Annotated in this window: 11 protein-coding genes and 1 pseudogene; 4 read left to right on the top strand and 8 right to left on the bottom strand. The window is 64.3% G+C overall.

Annotated elements, in window-relative coordinates; all coding sequences use genetic code 11:
* Positions 1 to 26: 26 nt before the first annotated feature.
* The 8 genes from ACG2LG_RS13580 to ACG2LG_RS13545 form a co-directional block, all read right to left on the bottom strand.
* On the bottom strand, positions 27 to 692 hold the full coding sequence (locus ACG2LG_RS13580; RefSeq protein WP_396259816.1) for a hypothetical protein: 666 nt from the start codon (positions 690 to 692) through the stop codon (positions 27 to 29).
* Complete coding sequence (locus ACG2LG_RS13575) at positions 689 to 1222, bottom strand: hypothetical protein (protein WP_396259814.1); 534 nt, start codon at positions 1220 to 1222, stop codon at positions 689 to 691. The genes ACG2LG_RS13580 and ACG2LG_RS13575 overlap by 4 nt, the downstream gene beginning before the upstream one ends.
* Positions 1219 to 2937, bottom strand: coding sequence for a hypothetical protein (locus ACG2LG_RS13570; protein ID WP_396259812.1), 1719 nt, complete (start codon positions 2935 to 2937; stop codon positions 1219 to 1221). The genes ACG2LG_RS13575 and ACG2LG_RS13570 overlap by 4 nt, the downstream gene beginning before the upstream one ends.
* Before the next feature lie 197 nt (positions 2938 to 3134).
* The gene (locus tag ACG2LG_RS13565) at positions 3135 to 3530 is read right to left on the bottom strand and encodes a hypothetical protein (protein WP_396259810.1); all 396 of its coding nucleotides are present in this window, start codon (positions 3528 to 3530) and stop codon (positions 3135 to 3137) included.
* 101 nt (positions 3531 to 3631) lie between these two features.
* Positions 3632 to 4924, bottom strand: a complete 1293-nt coding sequence (locus tag ACG2LG_RS13560) for a type IV pilus twitching motility protein PilT (protein WP_396259809.1) — start codon at positions 4922 to 4924, stop codon at positions 3632 to 3634.
* Positions 4921 to 5943 (bottom strand): hypothetical protein, encoded by a 1023-nt coding sequence (locus ACG2LG_RS13555; protein WP_396259808.1) that lies wholly within the window; start codon positions 5941 to 5943, stop codon positions 4921 to 4923. Before ACG2LG_RS13555 ends, ACG2LG_RS13560 begins: the two co-directional genes overlap by 4 nt.
* Before the next feature lie 28 nt (positions 5944 to 5971).
* The gene (locus ACG2LG_RS13550) at positions 5972 to 6739 is read right to left on the bottom strand and encodes a hypothetical protein (RefSeq protein ID WP_396259806.1); all 768 of its coding nucleotides are present in this window, start codon (positions 6737 to 6739) and stop codon (positions 5972 to 5974) included.
* Between the two features lie 9 nt (positions 6740 to 6748).
* Positions 6749 to 7399: an ATP-binding cassette domain-containing protein gene (locus tag ACG2LG_RS13545; RefSeq protein WP_396259804.1), complete on the bottom strand. Its 651-nt coding sequence runs from the start codon at positions 7397 to 7399 to the stop codon at positions 6749 to 6751.
* 362 nt (positions 7400 to 7761) lie between these two features.
* Between ACG2LG_RS13545 and purM the strand changes: the two genes are divergently transcribed.
* The 4 genes and pseudogenes from purM to ACG2LG_RS13525 all read left to right on the top strand — a co-directional run bounded on the left by purM (position 7762) and on the right by ACG2LG_RS13525 (position 16342).
* Positions 7762 to 8760 carry a phosphoribosylformylglycinamidine cyclo-ligase gene (gene purM, locus ACG2LG_RS13540; RefSeq protein ID WP_396259802.1) on the top strand — a complete coding sequence of 333 codons (999 nt, stop codon included), beginning with the start codon at positions 7762 to 7764 and terminating at the stop codon, positions 8758 to 8760.
* Positions 8757 to 10682, top strand: a complete 1926-nt coding sequence (locus tag ACG2LG_RS13535; protein WP_396259800.1) for an amidophosphoribosyltransferase — start codon at positions 8757 to 8759, stop codon at positions 10680 to 10682. The genes purM and ACG2LG_RS13535 overlap by 4 nt, the downstream gene beginning before the upstream one ends.
* A 150-nt stretch (positions 10683 to 10832) precedes the next feature.
* A complete protein-coding gene (locus ACG2LG_RS13530) occupies positions 10833 to 13514 on the top strand; it encodes a GNAT family N-acetyltransferase (protein ID WP_396259798.1) in 2682 nt (893 codons plus the stop codon).
* A 66-nt stretch (positions 13515 to 13580) separates the two neighbouring features.
* Positions 13581 to 16342, top strand: a pseudogene (locus ACG2LG_RS13525) (class I SAM-dependent DNA methyltransferase).
* The last annotated feature ends 315 nt before the right edge of the window (positions 16343 to 16657 follow it).

Below are 16657 nucleotides of genomic sequence, written 5' to 3'. Positions count from 1 at the left end.
CCTTGGTGGCAGGGTGCTTGTGGGTTTTAGCGGCGGGACGAGAGGGAGTTCGGAGAGCCTCCGGAGAGATCGATGGTGTCGTCGGAGTTGGCGGGGATGACCCCGTCGGGGCGGGCTTCCCCACCTCCACGGATCATGCCGCCGGGCAGCATCTTGAGGACGTGCGCCGCGGTTTCGTTGGTGATGCCGTGGCGGAAGTTGACGCGGTTGTTGTCGATGCCGACGACGTGCACGGTGAGCGGCTCGTCCTTTCCGGTGTTGAGCTTGAGGCGGGCACCCACGCTGAACGCGCGGCCGCCCACGAGGAATTTCCCCTGCGCGGGAATGATCGCCGTGATCGGGATCGCCTCGACGATGTCGGAGAAGGGGGTGACCGGCTCGGGCTTGTATTTCTGGACCGTTTTCTTGGCGACGACCGGGGTCGGAGGCTTGTAGTTGGGATCCTGATGGCGACCGAAGGGATCGCGGGCGCGGCCGCGCATCTCAAAGGAGGCGAGCAGGGTGCGGATGTAGGCATCGGCGTCGATGCCCGCGAAGCGCGATGGCTGGGAGATCAACTCAGAATCCTTCTCCTCTTCGATCTCCGGGGCCTGAATGGAGGCGTCGCCAGACTCCGGGTCGACGCTTTCGAGCGACTGGGCGGCCAGGGGGAGCACCAGCGCGAGACTGAGGAGGAGTGGGGTCGTTCTCATTGTTCCCATGCGGTGTAGTGAATTTCGAAATTGAGGCTGTTGGAGTTGGCACTCGGCTCCATCCGGAGTTCCTGGAGCTGGAGCTGGGGCATGTGCGTCTCGAGTTCGAGGAGGGCGCGCTGCATCGAGCGGTAGGTCGCGCGGAAGGCGAGGCGGACCTGGGCCGAATCCTGACCCGAGACCGAGGCGAAGCCCGCCCGCGAGGTCGGGAACTGTTGTCCGGTCGTCTGGAATTCCTTGCTGGGCAGTTTTTCCTCGATCGAACGAAGATTGGAGCTGATTGCGCTGGCGGTCTCCTTGCTCACGAGTTCCTCCCAGCGTGAGATGTCTTCCCGCTTGCGGCTGATCTGTGCCTCCAGGCCGAGGGCGGCGATCTTGTTCTGCTTGAAGCCGTCGAAATGGGAGCACTTCTCCTCGAAGGAAGCGGAGATCTTGCCCTTCACGCTGAGGCCCACGCCGATTGCCACGGCTGCGATGACAACCGGGACGACGAATCCGAACAGGGCGATGGCCTGGCGATAGAGGTTCATGGCGTGGTGGAGGAGCTGACGGCCAGCGGATCGTCCGCTTCGAAGCGCTGGGTGATGGTGAGGTCGAAAAGGAACGGGTAGCTGGATTCGTCGGTCATGATGACCTCTTCCGGCGGCTTGGGCTTGTAGCCCGCGTTCTCGAGGGTCTTGATGTTGACGATGATGCTCCGGGTGGGCAGGTCGGTCCGGAACGCCTGGTTGCCGGTGACCCGCGCGATCTCGGTGAAGGCGGCGGAGATGCCCTCGCGGGTATTGAGGTCGGCGAGCTTCTCGAGCGAGTCCTCGCGGGCGAGTCCGTTGATCCGCCACTGCTTGACGAAGCCGAGCTTGGCCTGGCCGGGAACGTTCTCGGGATTGGCCGAGTGATGGAAGGTGCGGACCAGGAAGCCGGAGCGCTCCGGGAAGAAGCGGGCCAGCATTTCCATGGAGGTCCAGGCCTTGGAGCGGTCTTCGAGGAGGTTGTCCCAGTGGGCGATGCGCTGTTGCTCCTTGCGCAGGGCGGAAAGCTTGCCGGCGACTCCCTGGGCCTCGGTCTCATTGAAGGTCCACTCCGGCTGTCGTACCATGTCGAGCAGTCGCAGCCCGATCCACCCGAAGCACAGAACCACGGCGCCGATCAGGCCGAAGCGCACCCACCGTGCGGTGCGGAGCATTTTCATCTCCATGCGGCTGGGGTAAACCTCGGCCACTTCCGCGGGGACGGGAATGAAGTCCTGGATCGCCCAGCCTTCCGAACCGAGGGTGCTGAAGGTGTGGGATGCGGCCAGGGGCGTGTCGACCTCCTCCCGCAACTTGGTGGAGATCACCATCTCGACCGAAACTTGCGCGTCGGAGTTGTGATAGTCGGTCTCCCGCCAGTCGACCTCGTGAATGTTGCTGCCCTCGAAGACGATGCGGAGGTCGGCGGCGAGCTGGGGATCCGGTTCGCCCGCAAGGGGAAGGATGTGGATGTCGGGATCGGCCATCTCCATTGCGGCGGCGGTGGTGGCCGCCGCGTGGCGCAGGTTGGAGGGCCGACGCTGGCCCCGGTGCTGGAGCGTTCTCAGTAGCAGCAGGTCGCCGTGCTCGTTGAAGAAGGCGAGGACCGTGAAGACCGGATAGGGAAGGACGGCGAGGAACGGGGCCGTGACGGCATCGGTCTTGAGCTTGGGCAGGGCCAGCAGGGCGACGAGCGGCGCGCTGACCGAAAGGGTGACGAAGGGAAAGTTCTTCGCGATTCCGAACTCGCGAAGGGCTTCGATGAAAGGGGCCGCGTGGCGCGAAAGAATGATCGCGGTGGCGATGGAGTCGCTTCCCGCGGCGGGGTAGGGCAGGAGCCTCCAGGAGTGGTCATCGGTGGAAAGCGACGAGTCGTCGAGAACCTCGCCGGGAGTGGTGATGATGGCCTCGCGCAGCTCCGCGAGAGCGCCGGGATTGTCGAGTTCCGGCTTGATCTCGGTGGTGGCGAACTCGTCGGCCACGTGCAGGACGATTCCCAATGCCTGGACTCCCGCCTTGCGGGCCAGGGCGAGCAGTTGCTCGGCGTAGGCGGGAACCTCGGAGGGGTCCCGGAACAGGGACTCGTCGAGATCGGGAGCGGCGCTCCAGGCGGCGGTCGGGGCGTGAAAGAGGCGCGACTCGACACGGTCGCCATCGACCCTCACATGAAGCTGGAGGTCGAGGTCGAGAGGGTTGCTGTACCAGCCGTCGTTCGACGCGCGGCTAGTTCCGCGCAAGACGGCCGAAGCCTGGCGGTAGCGTTGGAGCGGATTGAGCTCCGAAGGGTGTTGGTAGGCGACCAAGGGTGTGTGGGGCGTAAGGGTTCATGGGGGGTCGAAAAGGTGGGTGTTCCTGGGAGATTGGCCTCCCGCTCACGGGGAGCGGGAGGCCGGATTGGATAGCGGATGGCACCAGTGCCATCCGGTGAGCAGGCTTACCAGCCGGCGATCGAAGACGGCACGTGGTCTTCGGTCGTGGCAAGCGAGCAGGTCATGACCAGCGTGCCGACGTCAGGCACCTGGGTCACGAAGCCGTAGGTGCCGGCACCGGGGCAAACCGGATCGGTTTCCACGAACAGGCCCGAGCCGATGATGTCATCGGTGAGAACGAAGGCGTCGCTCACGTTCTTGGCGTTCATGTTCTGCCATGAACGAACGGCCTGCTGGACGTTGCGGATGTTCATGATGCAGCCTGCTTTGTCGGAACCCTTCTTCCAGGCGCGGGCGCCGATGAAGAGGATCGAGATAAGCGAAAGAAGGACGAGGATGACGACTGTCAGCTCGAGCAGTGTCATGCCCTTCGCGCGCTTGGTGTTGTTGGTCAGTTTCATGTCTAGGTGTGTGTGTTTGGTGTGTGTTTTGTCTTTGGCAGGAGATCCCGTTGGCCGGAGTCATTGGTGCCGGCTTCCCAGGTTCTCGAAAGGGTTGGTGGTCAGAGCAGGTCGGATTCGTCGTCGCGGTTCATGCGGGCGTTCTCCATGGTTTCGGCATCGATGAGGCCCTGGTTCAGAAGTCTCTTGAGGTTGCTGTCCCACTCGATGTTTCCGGCCCGGCGGATCACGTCTTCGAGGGACCTCGCGCCGCCGTCGTAGTTGGCGATGGCGGAGGACACGGCGTCGTCGTTGTTTTGCAGGAACTCGTAGGTGAGGACCCGGCGCTTGACGCCGTTGAGCAGCCCCTGCGAGTGGATGAACACGAGGATTTCGGCCAGGCGGCTGAGCACCGCGGTGTGGCTCTCGCGGGGATAGAGTTCGAGGATCCGGCCGATGGTCTTGACCGCGCCGGTGGTGTGGAGGGTGGAAAGCACGAGGTGACCGGTCTGGGCCGCCTCCATGCAGGTTTCCATCGCTTCGCGGTCGCGAATCTCGCCGAGGAGGATGACGTGCGGGGCCTTCCGCAGAACATCCTTGAGGCCCTGCCGGTAGGAGTGGACGTCGCGCCCGACTTCCTGCTGGGTGACGATGGAGGGCGAGGCCGTGCGGCGGCCCCTGAACTCCGGATCGTCCATGTCGTCGGGGTATTGATACTCGATCGGGTCCTCGACGGTGACGATGTGCTTGAAATGGTGGCGGCGCAGCCAGTCGATGAGCGAGGCGAGCGTGGTCGACTTGCCCGAGCCGGTGGGGCCGGTGACGAGGCACAGGCCGGCGCGCTTGAGGACCGCGCGGCGCAGCGTTTCGGTGGTGTCCGGATCGATGCCGAGGCTCTCGAGCTCCGGAATGAAGTCGTTCAGGATCCGGCAGGTGACCCCGAGGCCGGAAGAGCTGAGGTGGGCCTGGATCCGCAGGCGGCCGGAGCGTTCGCCGTTGTCTCCCATCGGGATGCCGTCGCAGGAGAAGTCGGCCACCTTGCGCTCGGAGAAGTCCTGGATGGCGTGGGCGATCTTGTCCTCGACGCGGGTGTCGAGGTTGCTTTGCTCGCCGAAGCCGTGGCTGCCGCTTTCGCGGTTGCGGATGAGTTCCTTGAGGATCTCGTCCATGTGGGCCGAGGTCAGGATCCCAAGATGCTCGAGCTTCTCGACGCCCTTGTTGGTGTGGATATAGACCGGGCGCTCGGCCCGCATCTGGATGTCGGAGACGCGCAGCTCCTTGCAGACCCGGAAGATGATGCCCAGCAGCTGGTTGCCGTTCATCCCCGGTGCGAAGCACACGGGTGCCGCGGGCACGCCCGGCTTCCCGGTGGGAAGCGGAGGCGGGTTGTCGTGGACGGCGGTGAAGACGCTCATGATTCGACGCGGCTGGCGGTGGTGTGCTGGTCGGCTTCGCGGCGCTCGATCGCCTTGACGGCGGAATCGCGCAGCTTCATGGAAAATTTCGACCGATCGAGGACTTCCTGCTGGCGCTGGGTGGAGAGCAGCTCCCAGTCCCCGTTCTCGATGCTGGCGTTGAGCAACTCGATGTGTCGTGATATGCAGAAGTCGATGACTCCCAGCTGCTTGCGCATATCGCTGATGGTGTAGGCCCCTTCTTCGGCGAGCAGCATTTGCTCGAGCACGTTGTAGGCGGCGGAGGCCGCGGTGAGGGCCGGGCGCGGGTCGTGGGATTCCCGCAGGCAGTAGCGGATCGTATGATCGGCGAGCGCGCCGGCGTTCTCGCGGACCTGTTCCCGGGGCAGGGCGGAGGTGCCGAGCTGCTGCTGGGTGAGGAAGAGGTGGTAGCTGTTGTAGTTCGCGTAGTGCGAGGGATCGAGTTCGTAGGCGAAGCGCAGCTTTTTCTCGATTTCACGACGCAGATAGAACTGGTGGCCCGCCGTCGGCGGATTCGGGTTGGTCCGCTGGCTGACGGCGTAATCCAGCCGGTCCAGCAGGGATCCATTGGCGACCGGCGAGCCGTGATCGTGACCGCAATCCCCGTGATCGTGGCCGTGATGACCGTGGCCGTGGGACGCGGCGATTTCGTCATGATCGCAGTCGCCTTGGTCACAACCGGCGTGATGGTCGTGATCGTCGTGGTCACACCCGGCGTGATGATCGTGGTCGCCGTGATCGCAACCCTCATGATGGTCGTGATTGTCGGTCGCCGGGGAATGGTGGTCGTGAACTTCGAGTCCGCCGTGCCAGTCGCCGTCGATGGGCGTCTGGATCGCCATGGCGAGCACCTGGCCGTAGGGGCTGCGCTTGATCCCGAGGGGGTTCGGTTGATTCTCGAACCGGCCCGCCTCGTTGAGAGCCGTGCCCGCAAAGTACCACATGCCGGCACCGGCGAGGGCCAGGGCGGCGGTGGTGATGTGGGTGCGGGTGTTCATGGGCGGGACAGCGGAGAACTCGTGGGGATCAGGCGGTGGCCTTGACCCGGAAGAGCAGGCGGGAAAGAGCGATGTAGAGCAGCGAGATGCCTCCGAAGTAGGCGAGCAGCAGCGGGAACTGGCTCCATTCGATGGCGCCAAGCTTGTAGCGCAGGCGCTCGGTGGGATCGGCGAAGTGGTAGTGGGGCGAGGCGCTCCAGAGCCAGGAGAGCAGCGGGTTGCCTTCGATGCTGAGCAGCAGCTTCATGTAGCCGACGCCATAGAGGCCGTAGAAGGTGAGTCCGGCGGGGACGATGAACCCGGTCAGTCCGCCGAAGCGGGAGGCGATCGCCACGGCGAGGGCGACCAACGGGGCCACTACGAGCACGAAGAGCAGTGCGTACTGGAAATTGGTGGTGATCCACATCGAGCGCTCGTCCGGCGCGGCCGGGCTGGCGGCGAAGATGCAGACCAGTGCGGCGGCCAGACCGAGCGGGGCGATGTAGACCATCAGCGAGCTCCAGATTTCCAGCAGCTGGCGGGTGGCGGAGATGCCGCTGGAGTGGAAATACTCGCCGAGGCCGCTGCGCGAGAGTTTCTCACCGGCCTTGGAGGCGGCGAAAAAGCCCCAGAACACGGTGCTCAACCAGGCCATGCCCCATGCGGCCTGCGCCAGGGCGGGCTTGAGCAGCGCCGGATTTTCCGTGCCGCTCGACAACTGCGGCAGTAGGAAGGGCATCACCAGCACCAGAAAGGCGCAGACGGCCCAAGCCTTGCGGCGGAAGATCGTCATCAGGGTGAGTCGGAAGAGAGGCATGGCGGACGGTCAGTTGAGAAGGCTCTTGAGTTCGCTCCAGGTCTGCTCCTGATCGAGGGTGTGCAGGATCCGGTCACCCTGGATGACCAGCGCGCTGGGCATTTCCATGGAATCGTAGTCCGGGTGGCAGCTCACCAGCCGCAGCGTGTTGTCGGCGCTCGCGGCCCAGATTTCCTCGAATTGCTGGCGGGCGTAGGCGTCCAGACCGCTGAAGGGCTCGTCGAGCAGCAGGATGTTGGGCTCGTCCGGATCGAGTGAGAACTCCGCCACGATCAGGTTGGTCTTGCGGCGGTTTCCGGTGGAAAGCTTGCCGTAGGGCTTCTTCACATCGAGTTCGATGCGCCGGGCCAGCTCCATGGCCGACTTGAACCGGGCCTTCGGAATCAGCGCCTTGAAGATCGAGGCGGCGTTGAGTTCCTCGTCGAAACCCAGGTCCTCGGGCACATAGCGCATCCGGCCGGTGCGGGAAACCTCACCTTCCAGCTCGCGGATGGTCTTCGCCACCGTGCGCAGCAGGGTGGTTTTGCCCCGACCGTTGCGGCCGAGGAGGAAGTGCGTTCCTCGACCCAGCGAGATGCCCTCGGACGTGCGGGCCAGGGGCGCGCCGTAGCCGATGGTGAGGCCGGGACTCAATTGAAGTTGGGGAGAAAGGTCGGACATGACTGCCGATTGAAACGGTGGCTGTGTTTTAGTGAATAAACCTTGATATTCAAGAAATATTGAATGCTCGTTTGAGCGAACGGCTAAGCTTTTAGAATTATTTTGCCTTCCTTGCAATATTTTTTTGAACGTTTCATGGTTTCGGGGGTCTTCAGCCGTGGCAGAAGCTCTAGTTTTACTGATAATCGAAGTATTTGAACCTGTTTTTCAAATAGACTGTCGATCGCAAAAGATTTCGGGGCCGGGCGGGAATTTCGGATCCGGAGGCCTTTCCGGCGTCCTCGCACGGAATGCGACATCGGGGGCTTTTCTGCGTGACCGGTGGGGGCGGCCTGTTACAACCCCGGCACAGCAGCGAACGCATGGCAGGAAAACTGACCTACCAGCAGGCAGGGGTGGACACACGGCGGGCCGCGGCCCTTGTCGGAGACATCCGCGGCCATGTCGGCCGAACCCAGAAGCAGCGGCAACTGATGGGAGCCTTCGGGCTGTTCGCGGCGGCCTACGATCTCAGCGACTACCGCGAGCCGGTGATCGTGACCGGTTGCGACGGGGTCGGAACCAAGTTGGAGCTGCTGCTCGAGCGGGGACTGTTTGAAACAGCGGGCAAGGATCTCGTCGCGATGAGCGTGAACGACATCCTCACCACCGGCGGCGATCCCTTGCTGTTCCTGGATTACATCGGGATCGCGGCCCTCGATGAGGAAAAGATCAGCCGTCTGGTCGGGGGCATGGCGGATTACCTGGAAGCCTGCAACTGCATCCTCGCCGGCGGCGAGACCGCCGAAATGCCGGGAATCGTGCCCGAGGATGTGATCGAACTTTCCGGATTCTGCATCGGCTGCGTCGAGAAGCCCGAGATGATCGATCCGTCGACCATTCAGGTCGGCGACGTGCTGGTGGGCTACGCGTCCGACAGCATCCACGCCAACGGTTTCAGCTTGGTGCGCCGCGTTCTGGCGGAATTCCCGGGCGAGCTTGAGGATGCCGAGCTCGAGGCGCTATTGAGGCCGACCCGGCTCTACCACGACGTGGTGGGGGGGCTGCGGAATGCATCCGTGAAACCCCGGGCGATGGCCCACATCACCGGCGGCGGGCTCCCCGAGAACCTCGAGCGCCTGTTTCGCGGTTTTGGCGCCGACCTCGAAATTCCGAGCTGGGAGCTTCCGGGAATCGACAAGCTGCTGGCCCACGTGGACGGCGACGATCGCTTCCACACTTTCAACATGGGGATCGGCTGGGTGGCGATCGTGGCGCCCGGCGACGTCGACGCCGCCTTGTCAGCGGGGCCGGGTGGCGTGGCCATCGGCGAGATCGTGCCCAGCGAAGGGGTGCGTGTGAAGATCCGGGGCGAACGATGAGCGACACCCTGACCCACGAATGCGGAATCGCCGCGGTGCGTCTGCGCAAGCCCCTGGAGTACTACTACGACCGCTACGGAACGGCCCTGTGGGGGTTCAACAAGCTGTTCCTGCTGATGGAGAAGCAGCACAACCGCGGGCAGGACGGGGTCGGGATCGGCTGTGCCAAGCTGGCAATGCCGCTTGGCGACCCCTACATCCACCGCCAGCGGAGCGGCGAGCGCGACGCGCTTTCCCTGGTCTTCCGCAAGGAGATCAAGCGCTTCCACAAGTTGGCGCGCAAGGGCCTGCTGGATCCTTCCGATCCCGCCGACATCAAGCGCAATTTCGACTACGGCGGCGAGGTGCTCATCGGTCATCTCCGCTACGGGACTTCCGGCGCCTTCGACGAAGGATCCTGCCACCCCTACCTGCGGCGCAGCAACTGGCCGACCCGCACGCTCATGGTCATGGGCAACTTCAACATGACCAACGCCGGCGAGCTCAACCGCGTGTTGATCGAGCGCGGGCAGCACCCGGTCTTCGGCACCGACACGCAGACGGTGCTCGAGGAGATCGGCTTCCATCTCGATGAAGCGCACACCGACCTCTACCGGCAGCTCCGGGACGCCGGCGTCTCGGGAACGCGCATTCCCGACTACATTTCCGAGCGGCTGGATCTGGCGGAGTTGATCCGGCAGGCCGCCGCCTCCTGGGACGGCGGCTATTCGATCTGCGGAGTGATCGGGAACGGCGACATGTTCGTGATGCGCGACCCCCACGGGATCCGCCCCTGCCACATGCTCATCAATGACGAGGTGATCGCCTTCGCCTCCGAGCGGGTGCCGCTGATGACCGTCTTCGAGGCGCACGAGGACGAGATCGAGTCGGTGGAGCCGGGGGCGGTGCTGACCATCAAGTCGGACGGTAGCTTCCACCGCGGCCGCTTCGCCGATCATGTGGAACCCAAGCCGTGCTCCTTCGAGCGGATCTATTTCTCCCGGGGAAACGATCCCGACATCTACCGCGAGCGGAAGGCGCTGGGGGCGGCGTTGGTGCCGCAGGTGGTGGATGCCCTCGGCGGGCGGGTGGAGGATGCCGTGTTCTCCTTCATTCCCAACACCGCGGAGACCGCGTGGTACGGCCTGATGGACGGCCTGCGGCTTCGTCGCCGGGCGGAAGTCCGCGAGGAGCTTCTGGCGGCGATGCGCGAGGATCGCCTCGACGAGGAGACCCTCGACAACCTCATCATGCGCAACTGGCCGCGGGGCGAGAAGATCGCCCACAAGGACATCAAGATGCGCACCTTCATCGCGCAGGAAAAGGGACGCGACCAGCTGGTTTCACACGTTTACGACATCACCTACGGGATGGTGCGCGAGGGAGACGCGCTGGTGGCCCTCGACGACTCCATCGTCCGCGGCACGACGCTCAAGAAGTCGATTCTCAAGATCCTGTCCCGCACCTCGCCGCGGAAGATCGTGATCTGCTCGACGGCTCCGCAGATCCGCTACCCCGATTGCTACGGGATCGACATGTCCGAGCTCGGGAAGTTCATCGCCTTCCAGGCCGCGGTGAACATCCGCCGTCGCGCGGGCGAACAGTCGCTGCTCGACCGGATCTACGATGAATGCCGTAGCGAGCTCGACAGGCCCCGCATGGAGATCCGCAACTGCGTGAAGGAGGTCTATGCGGGCCTGGAGCCCGAGGAGATCTCGCGCGAGATCAGCCGCATGGTCCGGCCGGAGGATGTGGATTGGGATGGCGAGGTCGAGGTGGTCTTCCAGACGATCGAGCAACTGCACGATTCGATCGAGGGTCCGGTGGGCGACTGGTATTTCACCGGCGACTACCCGACTCCGGGCGGCTTTGCCGCGGTGAATGCGGCCTACATCAACTGGTTTGATGGAATCGGCGGCCGCAGCTACGACCTGCCGTTCTGATCCGGTGGCTTGTTTGGTCGGTTGCTTCGTCGAGGCCGGTCCGCGTGCCTTCTTAAAGCTTGTGCGCGGATTCTCGGTGCGATGACCGATTCTTGATTCGCATCGCGGCGAGGTCGATAGCGGGTGGGTTTCAAGAATCCATCCGTTCCCATGAGCATCCGCAATCTCGACAAGATTCTCAACCCGAAGCGCGTCGCGGTGATCGGCGCCAGCAACAAGCCCGGGGGCGTCGGTCACACGGTACTGCGGAACCTGATCAGCGGCGGCTTCTCCGGGGTGGTCTATCCGGTCAATCCCAGGAGCGAGTCGGTGCAGGGGGTTCAGGCCTATCCCGACGTCGCCTCGCTGCCGAACCAGGCCGACCTGGCGGTGATCTGCACGCCGGCGCCGACGGTGCCCGGCCTCGTCGAGCAGTGCGGCAAGGCCGGCATCCGCGGCATCGCGATCCTTTCCGCCGGCTTCCGTGAGACGGGAAAGGAGGGTATGAAGCTGGAGCAGCAGATCATCAAGACCGCCGGGAAATACGACGGCATGCGCATCGTCGGGCCGAACAGCCTCGGCGTGATCGTCCCGCGCATCGGTCTCAATGCCAGCTTCGCCGCCAGCATGCCGCGGCCCGGGCGGCTGGCCTTCATTTCCCAGTCCGGCGCCCTGTGCACCAGCGTCCTGGATTGGGCCGAGCAGCAGAACGTGGGCTTCTCCTACTTCGTCTCGATCGGCAACATGCTCGACGTCAGCTTCGCCCACCTCATCGACTACGCGGCGGAGACCGGCAACACCAAGGCGGTGATGCTCTACATCGAGTCGATTCCGGAGGCGCGGCTTTTCACTTCCGCGGCGCGGGCCTACGCCCGCACGATGCCGCTGGTGGCCTACAAGGCCGGGCGCTTTGCCGAGTCGGCGGCGGCGGCGAGTTCGCACACCGGCGCGCTGGCCGGGGAAGACGATGTCTACGATGCCGCCTTCCAGCGGGCGGGGGTCGAGCGGGTCTACGATGTCGACGACCTCTTCGACTGCGCCGGCCTGCTGTCGCAGAACCGCCTGCCGGGGGGTGGACGGCTGGCGATCGTGACCAATGCCGGCGGTCCGGGCGTGATGGCGACCGACGCCCTGATCTCGCTCGGTGGCACGCTGGCCGAGCTTTCGAAGAAGACGATCCGCCAGCTCAACGAGTGCCTGCCCGCCGCCTGGTCCCACGGCAATCCGGTCGACGTCCTTGGCGACGCGCCGCCGGACCGCTATGCCGAGGCCGCCGGCATCGTGCTCGCCGACGAGGGCGTGGATGCCGTGCTCGCCATTCTCACGCCCCAGGCGATGACCGACCCGACCGGCACGGCGGTGGCGATGGTCGAGCTGGCGAAGAAATCCAACAAGCTGATCCTGGCGGCGTGGATGGGGGGCGTTTCGATGGCCGAGGGGCTGCGGTTGATGAATCGCGACGGGCTGGTGGCCTACCCGAGTCCGGACAACGCGGTCCGGGCGTTCATGCACCTGGTTTCCTATGCCAACAACCTGCGCATTCTCCAGGAGACGCCGATGGAGGTGCCGCTGGATTTCGAACTCGACCGCAAGCAGCGCATCGCCTCGTCGCGTGAGATCATCAAGGCCGCCCCGCCGGTTCTGGCCTCGAGCGAGGCCAAGGAGCTGCTCGAAGTGTACGGCATTCCCACCGCGCGGGCGGTCGAGGCGGGTACCGCCGCGGCCGCGGTGAAGGCAGCGAAAAAATGCGGCTACCCGGTGGTGCTGAAAGTCCTCTCGCCCCAGATCACCCACAAGACCGACGTCGGCGGCGTGGAGTTGAACGTCCACGACGAGGCGCAGGTGCGCGCGGCCTTCCGCCGGATCAAGCGCGATGCGAGGAAGCACTGCCCCGACGCCGAAATCCTGGGCGTCACCGTCGAGCCGATGATTTCCCTGAACAACGGCCACGAGCTGATCGTCGGCGTGAAGCAGGATCCGACCTTCGGGTCGGTGATCGTCGTCGGCACCGGGGGCACCGCCGCCGAGGTGATCCGAGACCGCGTGTTGGGCCTGCCGCCGATCAACGAGCGTCTCGCCCGGCGCATGCTGCGCAGCCTCCGCACCTGGCCCTTGCTGGAGGGCTACCGTGGCCGCCCGGGGGTCGATGTCGACAAGCTCGTCGAGATCCTGATCCGGTTTTCCTACCTGGTCGCCGACCACCCGGAGATCGGGGAGTTCGACATCAACCCGCTGCTCGCCCTGCCCGATGGGGCCGTCGCGCTCGATGCGCGGGCGATGGTCAAGAAGGTCCGCCGCGCCCGCGAGGGCAGCTACCCGCATCTCGCGATCCGGCCCTATCCCGAGCAGTACGTTTCCGCCGCGAAAACCAGCGACGGCCGCGAGTTGACGATCCGCCCGATCAAGCCCGAGGACGAATTGATGTGGCTCGACATGCTGCGGCGCTGTTCGGACGAGTCGATCCACATGCGGTTTTTCTCCCTGATCAGCGACTTCACCCATGAGATGGCGGTGCGCTACTGCGTCTGCGACTACGATCGCGAGCTGGCGCTGGTCGCCGAGGCCGAGCACGAGGGCGAAAGGCTGCTGGTCGGCATCGGCCGCCTGGTCGCCGACCCGGTCCACCACACCGCCGAGTTTGCCGTGATCGTGCCCGACGCCTGGCAGGAGCGCGGGATCGGCCGCACCCTCACCGACGCCTGCCTGCGGGTGGCCAAGGACTGGGGCGTGTCCGAGGTCACCGCCACGACCTTGCGGGAGAACACCCGGATGATCGGAATCTTCCGCCATCGCGGCTTCAAGATCGGCCACGACCCGGAGGATGAGACGGTGATCGCTTCCAAGAAGCTGTGAGCCGATGGGGTCGCCTGCTGCCGCATTGACCTTGCAGCACCCTTGCCGCCATTCTGCCGCCGCCCCATGAACGCCGTTGAAATCGAGGAAGCCGTCTCCCAGCTCGCGGCACAGCCCTTCGACCGCGACTCTTTCCCCTACGCCTTCCTCGAAGCCTTCGGCAACAAGGCCACCACGCTCAAGCGCCTGAAAGGCGGCGCCACCAACAAGTCCGACCTCCCCGGCGGCCTGCTCCAGCGCAACCACATCCACCTCGCCACCTGCGACCCAGGCGCGGTGCCCGCCACCCTCGACGCGCTGCGCGAAAGCCCGGCGACCGCCAAGCAGAAGGCCCGCTACATCCTCGCCACCGACGGCACCGAGTTCCATGCCGAGTGCCTCGACGGCGAGGGCGAGACCGTCGCCTGCGACTACCCGGACTTCCACGACCACTTCGGCTTCTTCCTGCCGCTGGCCGGCATCACCACGGTCAAGCAGATCCGCGAGAACGCCTTCGACATCAAGGCCACCAGCCGCCTCAACAAGCTCTACGTCGAGCTGCTCCGGGACAACCCCGACTGGGCCTCCGACGAGCGCCGGCCCGACATGAACCACTTCATGGCCCGGCTCATCTTCTGCTTCTTCGCCGAGGACACCGACATCTTCCCCCGCGCCGACCTCTTCACCGGCACCGTCGAACAAATGAGCGACCGCGACTCGTCGAACACTCACGAGGTGATCGCCGAGTGCTTCCGGGCGATGAATACGCCCCACGACCAGCGCGAAAAGGCCGGCCTGCGCAACTGGACGAAGGATTTCCCCTACGTGAACGGCGGGCTCTTCTCCGGCGAGATGGAGACGCCGCGCTTCAGCAAGATCGCCCGCTCCTACCTGCTCCACGTCGGCAAGCTCGACTGGACCAAGATCAACCCCGACATCTTCGGCTCCATGATCCAGGCGGTGGCCGACGACGAGGAGCGCGGCGAGCTGGGCATGCACTACACCAGCGTGCCGAACATCCTCAAGGTCCTCAACCCGCTCTTCCTCGACGAGCTGCGGGACAGGCTCGAGGAGGCCGGCGACAACAAGCGCAAGCTGCTCAACCTCCGCAACCGCATCGCCCGCATCCGCGTCTTCGACCCGGCCTGCGGCTCGGGCAACTTCCTCGTCATCGCCTACCGCGAGCTGCGCGCCATCGAGGCCGAGATCAACCGCCGCCGCGGCGAGGCCGACCGCCGCAGCGACATCCCGCTGACCAACTTCCGCGGCATCGAGATCCGGCACTTCTCGGCCGAGATCGCGCGGCTGGCCCTGATCATCGCCGAGTTCCAGTGCGACGTGCGCCACATCGGCCAGAAGGAGGCGCTCGCCGTCTTCCTGCCGCTGGCGCGGGACAACTGGATACCTGCGGCAACGCCCTGCGCCTCGACTGGCTCAGTATTTGCCCGCCGACCGGCCGGGCGGTGAGAAACCGCGCCGACGACCTCTTCGACACGCCGCTCGACCAGAGCGAGATCGATTTCGAGAACGAGGGGGGAGAGACCTTCATTTGCGGGAATCCGCCGTACTTAGGGAGCAAACGGCAAACCCCTGAACAGAAGGCCGAGCTCGAAGAGGTTTTTCGCGGTAAAACGACGAGTTGGAAGTCGCTGGACTACGTTGCCGGATGGTTCGTAAAAGCAGTCGATTACGGTAATCACACAGAATCGGCAGCTGCTTTCGTGTCCACAAATTCAATTTGCCAAGGGCAGCAGGCAGCGATCCTTTGGCCTCTCGTCTTCGAAAGCGGAGCATTCATCTCTTTCGCATGCACCTCCTTCAACTGGCGAAACTTAGCTAGCCGAAACGCCGGAGTCACCGTTGTCGTGGTTGGTTTCGCTAAAAATGTTGGAGAGAAGCGTCTACTTTTCGAATCGGATGACGATGGAGGTGTGGTGACTCGATGCGTCAGTTTCATCAATGCTTACCTTGTAGCGGGTCCGAACGTCACTGTTGAATCGCAGCGCAGGCAGATCTCAGGAATGCCTCAGTTCGAGCGTGGCAACTCACCGACCGATGGCGGGTATTTACTTCTCGATCATTCGGACCTTCCTGGCTTGGAGCTACCGAGAGACCAGTTTGAGCTGATGGTCCGGCCTTTCGTCGGATCCTTCGAGTTGATTCGGGGCTTCACTCGCTACTGCATTTGGATCAGTGAGTCGAACAAGGAAGCAGCTTTGTCATTTCCGAGTATCCGCTCACGAGTCGACCGGGTTCGGGAGTTTCGGCTATCTAGCAAGAAGGCTTCGACCGTCAAAGCCGCCGCCTGGCCCCACCGATTTGATGAGCGAAAGCCGCTCCCAACAACGGAAGTTCTGTGCGTTCCGATAACCAGTTCAGAGAATCGAGAGTATCTCCCAGCTGCTGTCCTCCCCAGGGATACTGCAATCTCGAATTTGGCCTTTTCTATGCCCTGTCGCGAGGCGTGGGTCTTTTCACTAGTCGTATCACGAATGCTTCTCGCTTGGGTGGCCACGGTCTGCACGAGGATGCGAACCGACTACAGGTTCACGAACACGCTGTGCTGGAACACCTTCCCGGTCCCGAAGCTCACCGAGCAGAACAAGGCGGACCTGACGCGTTGTGCGGAGGAGATTCTGCTGGCGCGGGAGGCGCATTTCCCGGCGACGATCGCCGACCTCTACGATCCGGCGAAGATGCCGGAGAACCTGCGCCACGCCCACGAGCGCAACGACGAGACCCTGGAGCGCATCTACATCGGCCGCCGCTTCCGCAACGACACCGAGCGCCTCGAAAAGCTCTTCGAACTCTACACCAAAATGACCGCCGACGAGGCGGGCAAGAAGTGAGCGGTGCCGGTCCCGCGAGCCGGCCGGGCTTCCATCCCTCCGGGATGCGGTTTGTTGGTGGGGCCGGGAAACCGGTGGTGTCGCCTCGCTCAACCACCGGCTACAGGCTTTCATCCCTCCGGGATGCACTGGCATCCTTACCGGGATGCGGTTTGTTGGTGGGGCCGGGAAACCGGTGGTGTCGCTCGTTCCTCGCTCGACCACCGGCTACAGGCTTCCATCCCTCCGGGATGCACTGGCATCCCTACCGGGATGCACTGGCATCCCTACCGGGATGCGGTTTGTTGGCGGGGCCGGGAAACCGGTGGTGTCGCT

This window comes from Haloferula sp. A504, from assembly GCF_044385805.1.
GTDB lineage: Bacteria > Verrucomicrobiota > Verrucomicrobiia > Verrucomicrobiales > Akkermansiaceae > Haloferula.
This window is presented reverse-complemented; position numbering and strand designations above follow the sequence as displayed.